The sequence below is a fragment of the Rhodopseudomonas sp. BR0C11 genome (genome assembly GCF_010820945.1).
In the GTDB taxonomy this organism is placed as follows: domain Bacteria; phylum Pseudomonadota; class Alphaproteobacteria; order Rhizobiales; family Xanthobacteraceae; genus Rhodopseudomonas; species Rhodopseudomonas palustris_H.
The window spans coordinates 1-2,510 of record NZ_QTKI01000550.1; the positions used below are offsets into that span (position 1 = coordinate 1).

Here is a 2,510-nt window from a genome sequence, read left to right on the forward strand (position 1 = left end):
CCATCGCACACCGTCATGCCGGCCACCCGGACCTCGGCGCCGAAGCCGGTGACGTGAACGTGAGCATGCGAGGGACCGATCGAGCCGGCCAGCGCCTGGAAGCCCGGCGCCCATTGCGGCACGTCGCGGATCGAGCCGTCGGTGATCACGCCAAGGCAGCCGAGCGCCTTGTGCACGGCGCTGTTGACCTCGCCCCAGAACGCGCCGAACCCGGCATCCGGCCCGTCGATGTCCTGGATCACGCTGATGCGGGGGCCGGCGCCGGAGCCGACATATTCGTAATAGGCCATCTGCTTGGCCCGTCGCTCGGCCGGCGGAAGGCTGGACGGCACGGTGGCGCGGATGGTCGCGGTGCGGGCATAGCCGACGATCGGCGGAAGCTGCGGGAACGGGCAGACCAGCGGGCGCGTGGTGAAGCCGATCGCGCGCCGCTCGGGGGCGACCACTTCCATCGCGTTGCAGATCGTGGGGGTGTCGTAGCGGGCCAGGGCTTCGAGCACGGCGGTCGGCACGGGACCGGAATCAGGTTGGCTCACGGGCGTCCTCCAGCGTCGCCAGACCCGGCCGTCCGTTGGCGGCGGCCGTTCAACCCCGGCGACAGCCCTGCCCTATAGCGAGTTTCAGAATACCGCCCAAGGGGCAGCGCGTAACGCCACTGACAGTACCGCGGTCAGTTCAGCCGCGCCGGGCGGTCGTCGTCGCGTGGGGCCGGATCGTTCACGACCAGGGTCGGCTTTTGGCCGGCGGGCGCGGCTTTGCCCTGCTGGGCTGTTGCGGCATTGCGCTGATGGTCGCGATACGACCGCCAGCCGACCGGCAGGCTGAGCAGGTACAGCACCGAGCAGGCCGACAGGATGTGCCACGGGTAGCCGATCAACAGCGCGATGAACAACACCACCGAGACGAACAGCGGCAGCACCATCTCGGGCGCCACCCGCATCTTCACCGTCTTGCCGGAGAACACCGGCAGCCGCGACACCATCAGGAAGGCGATTAGCAGCGTGTAGACGGCGGTCAGCACCGCCGGCGGCGTCGGCGCGCCGAGGAAGCCCATATAGACCGGCAACAGTACGGTGATGGCGCCGGCCGGGGCCGGTACGCCGGTAAAGAAGTTGGCGGCGAACGCCGGCTTGTTGGGATCGTCCATGGTGGCGTTGAACCGCGCCAGCCGCAGGCCGCCGCTGATCGCGAACACCATGGCGGCGATCCAGCCGACATTGCTGAGGAAATGCAGCTGCCAGAAGTACAGGATCAGGCCCGGCGCGACGCCGAAATTGACGAAATCCGCCAGGCTGTCGAGCTCGGCACCGAATTTCGACTGGCCCTTGATCATCCGGGCGACGCGGCCGTCGATCCCGTCGAGCACCGCCGCGAACACGATCGCCGCGACCGCCAGCTCCATCCGCCCCTCGGTCGCCAGCCGGATCGCCGTCAGGCCGGCGCAGATCGCCAGCAGGGTGATGACGTTCGGCACCAGCAGGCGCACCGGAATCGGCCCGAACCGGCGACGCGGCGTCTCAGGGGAATTCAGATCGAAAGGCATCGGTTTCGCTCTCGTCTCGGAACCACCATCCTGCTCGGCCATCATGGCAACCTTCGGGCCGGCGGCCCCGATGTTAGTCGGTCCGGTACGTCCGTCCAGCGTCGCCGCCCTTGAGGTCGGCCAGGATGGTCTCGCCGGCGATCGCGGTCTGGCCTTCGGCGACCAGCGGCTTGGTGCCCTCGGGCAGATAGACGTCGAGGCGCGAACCGAACCGGATAAGGCCGAAGCGCTCGCCGGCAACCAGCGGCTGGCCCTCACGGACGAAAGACACGATCCGGCGGGCGATCAGGCCGGCGATCTGGATCACGCCGATCTGGCCGTGCTCGGTCGACAGCACCATCGAATTGCGCTCGTTGTCTTCGCTGGCCTTGTCAAGCTCGGCGTTGATAAACTTGCCGGGCGAATACACGATCCGCTCGATCCGGCCGGCCACCGGGCTGCGATTCACGTGGCAGTTGAACACGCTCATGAAGATCGAGACGCGCGGCAGCGGCTTTGCGCCCAGCCCCAGCTCCGGCGGCGGGATGATGTCGACCACCATCGAAACGCGGCCATCGGCCGGCGACACCACCAGACCGTCGCGCACCGGGGTCGTCCGGGCCGGGTTACGGAAGAAATAGGCGCACCAGATCGTCAGCACGGTGCCGATCCAGCCGAGCGGCGACCAGATCCAGAACAGAATCAGCGTCACCAGCGCAAAGGCGCCGACGAACGGATAGCCCTCCCGATGGATCGGCGGGATCTGGGCGCGAACGGAATTGACGATGGACATCGGACGTCCCCTAACTTCGAAAGCCTGTTGCGTGGCGCTGCAACACGATTACTCCGCCGCCGCCGAAGTTGCCAGATCGTCGTCGATTTCCGGCTTACGAACCGGTGAATCATCGTCGCCGATCAGCGCCAGCCGCTCGCGCGCCTCTTCGGCCTCGCGCTGCTTGTTCCACATTCTTGCGTCAATCCCGCCAGC

Annotated in this window: 2 protein-coding genes and 1 pseudogene; all 3 read right to left on the reverse strand. The window is 67.5% G+C overall.

Features of this window, described 5'->3' with window-relative positions; all coding sequences use genetic code 11:
- A partial coding sequence (locus tag DYI24_RS24920) for an RraA family protein (protein ID WP_164574232.1) occupies window positions 1-536 on the reverse strand: 536 nt, incomplete at its 3' end.
- 134 nt (window positions 537-670) lie between these two features.
- Window positions 671-1,543 carry a CDP-diacylglycerol--serine O-phosphatidyltransferase gene (gene pssA / locus DYI24_RS24925; RefSeq protein WP_104513099.1) on the reverse strand — a complete coding sequence of 291 codons (873 nt, stop codon included), beginning with the start codon at window positions 1,541-1,543 and terminating at the stop codon, window positions 671-673.
- Window positions 1,544-1,616: 73 nt separating this feature from the next.
- Window positions 1,617-2,318 (reverse strand): annotated as a pseudogene (locus tag DYI24_RS24930) (phosphatidylserine decarboxylase); the annotation flags it as partial.
- Window positions 2,319-2,510: the final 192 nt, after the last annotated feature.

What these genes read in the sequence shown, in the direction of transcription:
- pssA (WP_104513099.1), bottom strand. Translation starts at nt 1,543, where the DNA reads ATGCCTTTCGATCTGAATTCCCCTGAGACGCCGCGTCGCCGGTTCGGG.